The following is a 6,400-nucleotide window of genomic DNA, read 5'->3' as shown; positions in this document are numbered from 1 at the left end:
CTCCCGAAGAGGGGTTCATAGGAGAAGCCACCCCCGTCAGTTATACCGTGTCCGACAACGACGGAGCCATTTCCAACGCAGCCAATATTACAGTGACGGTGACGACAGATGCCAATAGCCCCCCTGTAGCTGACGACAACGAAATCAGTCTCGACGAAGGGGGTTCGACACCTCTGGGACTCTCAGCCCCCACGGACCCGGATGGAGATGACCTCACCATCACTGTCGCCGGAGTGCCGAATGTGGGAACCGTTACCAAGGCGGACGGGACGCCGGTGGCCGAGGGGGACGAACTCACCCCCGAGGAATTGGAAGGGTTGATTTATCGGGCGCCGGATGATTTTGACCCGACGGCGGACCCGGGAGAGTTTACTTACACCGTCAGCGACGGGACGGAGACGGTGGAGGGGGGTACCGATATCACCATTACCCAGTCTGAGGTGAACGACCCGCCAGTTGTGGATTTGGACGGGGACGATAGCAGCGGTGTGGCTGGGACGGGTTATGAAACGACATTTATTGAGGGTGGGGAACCGATCGCGATCGCGGATACGGATATCAGTGTCGGCGACCCGGATGATACCATTATCGAAAGTGCCACGGTCACTCTGACGAATCGCCCTGACGGTGAGGCGGAAAGTTTGGGAGTCGCGGGCCCCTTGCCGGACGGCATCACCGCCGGCGAGTACGACCCGACGACGGGGACGATTTCTTTGACGGGTAGTGCTCCCCCGGAAGACTATCAGAGTGCGATCGCCCAGATCGAGTATAATAATACCTCCGACGACCCCGACACGACCCCCCGCACGGTCGAAGTCACGGTGAATGACGGCGAGGGTGACAGCGAGACGGCCACCGCTACCGTCAATATCACCGCCGTCGATCCTCCCCTCGACACCGACGGCGACGGCATCCCGGATACGGAAGATCTCGACGACGACAACGATGCTATTCTGGATGCGGAGGAAGGCGAGGGAGATACCGATGGGGACGGCATTCCCGATCGCATCGATTTCGAGAGCGACAGCGACGGCATCCCCGATTTCCAGGAAAGCGGACTGTCCCCAGAACAAATCGCGGCCCTCGACACCGACGGCGACGGGACGATCGATTTAACTAACGATTTTGGCGATAACGGTTTGGCTGATGCGGTGGAAGTGTTCCCCGAATCGGGGACGACGGACCTGGACGGGGACGGGGTGGCCGACAGTGCGATCGACACGGATGGTGACGGCGTTCCCGACTTCCGAGATCTCGACAGCGACAACGACAGTATCGGCGACGTGGTGGAAGCGGGCGGCACGGATGCGGACGGAGATGGTATCCTCGATGGGGCGGATGTGGATACGGATGGGGATGGATTAGCTGATGCGATCGATCCGGACGATGGTGGCACTCCCCTACCTGTTCCCAATGTGGATGGGGATGGCGTTCCGGACTACCGCGACCTCGACAGCGATAATGACGGCATCAACGATATCGTCGAAAGCGGTTCGGAGGACCCGGAGGGGGATGGCATCGTCACGGGACCGGATACGGACGGGGACGGTATCCCGGACGCGGATGACGGCAATATTGACGGATTCGGCAGCAGTGGCGACGAACCGCCTCTCGACACCGACGGGGACGGAACCGCCGATTATCAGGATCTCGACAGCGACGATGACGGTTTTCAGGATATCGTGGAGGCGGGGTTTGAAGATCCGGATGGGGATGGCCGCATCAATGACGCGGACACTGACAATGATGGCATTCCCGATGTGGTAGACCGCAGCGACGGGTTCGGGGATATCGGTCAACCGGGGGAAATTCCTGACACCGACGGGGACGGCATCCCCGATTTCCGGGAGTTCAACGCGATGCCCGACGCCGAGGATGACAAGACCGGGACGATCGCCGGAGAACCCGTCACCATCGCGGTTCTCGACAACGACAGCGACCCGGATGGGGATGTCCTCAGCATCGACCGTTTCGATGCGGTGTCCGCCAATGAGGGAAGCGTCACCCAGGATGGCGATACCTTGATTTACACTCCCGCCCCCGATTTTAGCGGTACGGATACCTTCAATTACACCGTCACCGACAATAACGGCGGAACGGATACGGCGGCCGTTACCGTGGAGGTTGAGGAGATTTTTGAACAGCCGACTGTTGTTTTTCCGGCTTTTGTCGTGACTGAACCTCCTGTCATCGAACCGGAAGAACCTGTTATCGAACCGGATTTCCGGGATGATAGTCCGGTGCCCTTGGAGGTTTGCTGCGAATGTCCGCCGTCTCCCCAAATTGACCCGATTACTCTCCCGGTTCATCCGATTCTGGATGCGATCGCTTTCCCGGAACTTCCCGATGTGTCGAATGGTGATTCGGAAGGGACGGAAAATGACGATCAGTTAATCGGAAGCGACGAAAACGAGTTTTTTGAAGCTTTCGGGGGCAACGATACCCTCCTTCCCGGCGGCGGGGACGACGAGGCCTTCGGCGGTTCCGGCGACGACCTGATGTTCGACGGGACGGGAAATGACGACCTGAAGGGAGATACGGGCAACGATACGGTGATCGGCGGCCCGAGCGGTTCCGAACCTCTCGGGGAGGATGAGAGCGATAATGATGTCATCTACGGCAACGAGGGCGACGATTTACTGGCTGGAAATCTGGGTCGAGACACCCTCCACGGAGGCGAAGGAAGCGATCGCATACACGGCGGTAAGGACAATGATTGGGTTCTGGGCGAACAGGGGGACGACACTCTCATCGGCGATGAGGGGGACGATACCATCCTCGGCGGGACGACCAATACCACCGTTGAAGATATGGACGGACTGGATTACCTCTGGGGCGGTTCGGGCAATGATTCTATGTTCGGCAACCAGCAGAATGATACTTTGGTGGGTGAGTCCGGTGAGGATGCTCTCCACGGGGGCCGGCAGGACGATCTCCTCTTCGGGGACGAAGGGGACGATACCCTCTATGGCGAGGAGGATAACGATACCCTGATCGGTGGCCCGAGCGGTCCGCAACCTCTGGGCGATACTGGCGATCGCGATCTGTTGTTCGGCGACGAGGGCGATGATTGGCTGGTGGGGAATTTGGGCCGGGATACCCTCCACGGCGGGGACGGAAATGATCGCGCCCACGGGGGCAAAGATAATGACTACATTTTTGGCGAAAAGGGTAATGATACCCTTGTCGGCGAACAGGGTGATGATACCCTCCTCGGCGGGACTAGCAACGACCTCGACCAGGAACCCCGGGATGTCGGCGGACGGGATCTCCTGTTCGGGGGGGCCGGAAATGATGTTATCAATGGCAACGAAGGCGACGATACCCTCGTCGGGGGAGATGATGACGACGAGATGAACGGGGGGCAGGATGATGATATCCTGTTTGGCGATCGCGGAAATGATTTCCTGTTGGGGGATAAAGGCAATGATACCCTCTGCGGTGGGGACGGCAACGATACCCTGCGGGGCGACCATGCTGAGGATGGCAACTCCCCCGCTGTCGGCGCCGAGGGACAGCAGGATCGGATGGCCGGCGGGGCCGGCGATGACCTGATGTATGGGGATGAAGGCCGGGATACCCTCTGCGGTAATGAAGGAAACGATATTCTCCACGGCGGCAAGGACGGCGACAGCCTCAGCGGTTGCGAGGGGGATGACCTGGTGTTGGGTGAGATGGGCGATGATATCTTGTTTGGGGGCGACGGCAATGATACCCTCACGGGTGGGGAAGGGAGCGATCGCTTCGTCCTCGCCGTCAATCCGGGTTTGGACCGGATCACCGATTTTCAGGTGGGTGTCGATTTCATCGCCCTCGAAGGCGGGTTGACTCGGGAACAGGTGCAGATGACTCAAGACGGCGCCGATGTTATTGTCTCTTTCGACGGCCAGCAATTGGCTATTTTTGAGGGGGTCAATTCGGATGCTTTGGAGTTGTCAGGATTCTTGTAATATCGATCCGCAGATTACGCAGATTGACGCAGATTTAATTGACGGGTGATCTGTGGAAGAATTGGGATTAATTGTAGGGGCGAATGGCATTCGCCCTTTCCCGATTCTCGATTCATATCAGATCCGCTTGTTTGACCGCCCTTCCGTGGGGGCAACCTTATAGGGTTGCCATTCATATAGCACGTTGGAGATTGTCACTTTGAACCGCAGATTTTTCGCCCGTCTCATTCTCGGCAGTTTTTCCCTATTTTGGGCCGTCCCGACGATCGCACAAAATGATATCATTCCCGAACCCGATCGCCGCGAAAGTTGCGATCTTTTGGTCTTCGGCAGCGGACTGGCGGGGACGGCGGCGGCTTACGAAGGACTGCTGGAGGGGCGGACGGTTTGCGTGACGGATATCACCGACTGGGTGGGGGGTCAGATTTCCTCCCAGGGGACTGCCGCCCTCGACGAACGGCCGACGCAGCGATCGCTTTTATTTTATCCTCGCGGTTATCTGGAATTGCGCGATCGCATCGAGGAAAAATACGGCATCCTCAACCCCGGCGCCTGCTGGGTGAGTGAATCCTGCTTCCGCCCCGACGACGGCCACGCCATTTTATTGGAAATGTTGCAAGAGGCGGCAAAACGGGGAAATGGTACTTTAAAATGGTTTCCCAATACGGTGCCGAAATCTCTGGAAATTGAGGACCGCCAAATCGTCGGCGCGATCGCCATTCAACACCAACCGGCGCCGGGTACGCCGCCCCTCAACACCGAACCCCTCTCCCGAGTCATCGAGGACGCCTACCGCTTCGAGGACTCGGACCGTTTCGACAAGACGATTATCGAATTTGTCCCCGCCAACTCGGGCCGCCAAGCCGCCGACTGGTACGTTATCGAAGCGACGGAAACCGGGGAAATTATCGGCATGACGAATATTCCCCACCGCCTGGGCATCGACGCCCGCACCCCCCTCGAACCCACCTCCTCCAGCGAAACGGGCGACCCCTATTGTACCCAGGGTTTCACCTACACCTTCGCGATGGAGGCCCTGCCGGGACCCAAACCCCACGAGTTGCCCGCATTTTACGATCGCTATGCCCCCTACTACAGCTATGAGTTGGAACGGCTGGCCAATTTCACCCTGGTTTACACCTACCGCCGCATCCACAGCGAACAGCCCGAGGGTCCCTTTTCCCCCAATCCCCGCCAATGGGATATCATTCCGGGGGACATCTCGATGCAAAACTGGACCTGGGGCAACGATTACCGCCCCGGCACGGCGGAGGACAATGCAATCCTGACGCCCCGACAACTGGCCGCCACGGGGCAGCTAGACCCCGGAGGTTGGATGGGCGGCGTGCGGGTGGAGACGCTGGCAAGGGGGGAAGAGAACGCCGTGGGGTTTTTCTATTGGCTGGTGGAGGGGACCACGGATTCCCAACTGGGGGACGGGTTCAAGGAACCCCACCCGGATCACCGCTTTTTGCAGGGGTTGGACTCGCCGATGGGGACGGTTCACGGACTGTCCAAGTTTCCCTACATGAGGGAAGCGAGGCGGATTATCGGACGCCCGTCTTACGGCCAGCCGGAGGGGTTTACGGTGTGGGAAACGGACATTTCTCGCAATGATTTCGGCAAGGATTTTTACCGGGAAAATTTCTCGTCTCAGGAGTATCGGGAATTGTGGATGGCGTTGGCGGGGTTGGAGTTGCCGGAGATGGTGGCGGAAAATCTGACGCCGGAGGAGATTGGGAGGCGATCGCGATCGACGATTTACCCGGATACGGTGGGGATCGGACATTATGCGATCGACTTTCACCCCTGCATGACGCTGAGTCCCCCGGAAACGCCGGGAAATACGGAACGGGAGGGGGAACGCCTGGGACAGGGGGCGGCGTATCCGTTCCAAATTCCGCTGCGGGCGATGATTCCCCAGGAAATCGACAATTTGTTGGTGGCGGGGAAGAGTATCGCCACCAGCCATATCGCGGCGGCGGCGTATCGGGTGCACTCGTTTGAATGGTCCTCGGGGGCGGCGGCGGGGACGGCGGCGGTTTTTGCGGGCGATCGCGATATTTTTCCCTATGAATTGGTGGATGAGTTGCCGCGGCGGGAACCGCTTTTGGAGGAGTTGCAGTGGATTTTGGAACAAAACAACAATCCGATCGCGTTTCCCAAGACTTCGATTTTTAACAATTCTTGGGAGGAGTGGCAGTAGGGGCGACTATTTTCTGTCATCTTCCTGTCATTTTTCCTGTTTAAAGTGACAGTATCGAGTTCAAGAAGGCAGAATCAAGAGATGACAGAGATTCAAGCGGGAACAACAGTAACAGGAGTGGTCACGGATTTTGCCGATGAGGGCGATGATTTTATATTGGATTGGTCGGGGGGTTCAACTCTTGTCGATCCCGACCCCCTAGATGCGGATGAATTGGGTTTAGCGATCGGGGAAACTGTCAATG

Annotated in this window: 3 protein-coding genes; all 3 read left to right on the top strand. The window is 58.3% G+C overall.

The genetic code is table 11. From position 1 onward, the window contains the following. A partial coding sequence (locus LKE08_RS17615; RefSeq protein ID WP_324705557.1) for an Ig-like domain-containing protein occupies positions 1–3,950 on the top strand: 3,950 nt, incomplete at its 5' end. Between the two features lie 199 nt (positions 3,951–4,149). Beyond that, positions 4,150–6,156, top strand: a complete 2,007-nt coding sequence (locus tag LKE08_RS17610) for an FAD-dependent oxidoreductase (RefSeq protein WP_324705556.1) — start codon at positions 4,150–4,152, stop codon at positions 6,154–6,156. A 45-nt stretch (positions 6,157–6,201) separates the two neighbouring features. Continuing rightward, the coding region (locus tag LKE08_RS17605) for a hypothetical protein (RefSeq protein ID WP_324705555.1) at positions 6,202–6,400 on the top strand (199 nt) is incomplete at its 3' end.

Source organism: Lyngbya sp. CCY1209, assembly GCF_035615495.1.
Classification (GTDB): domain Bacteria; phylum Cyanobacteriota; class Cyanobacteriia; order Cyanobacteriales; family Microcoleaceae; genus Limnospira.
The sequence above is the reverse complement of the archived record's forward strand: the minus strand, read 5'-3'. Positions and strand labels throughout refer to the sequence as shown.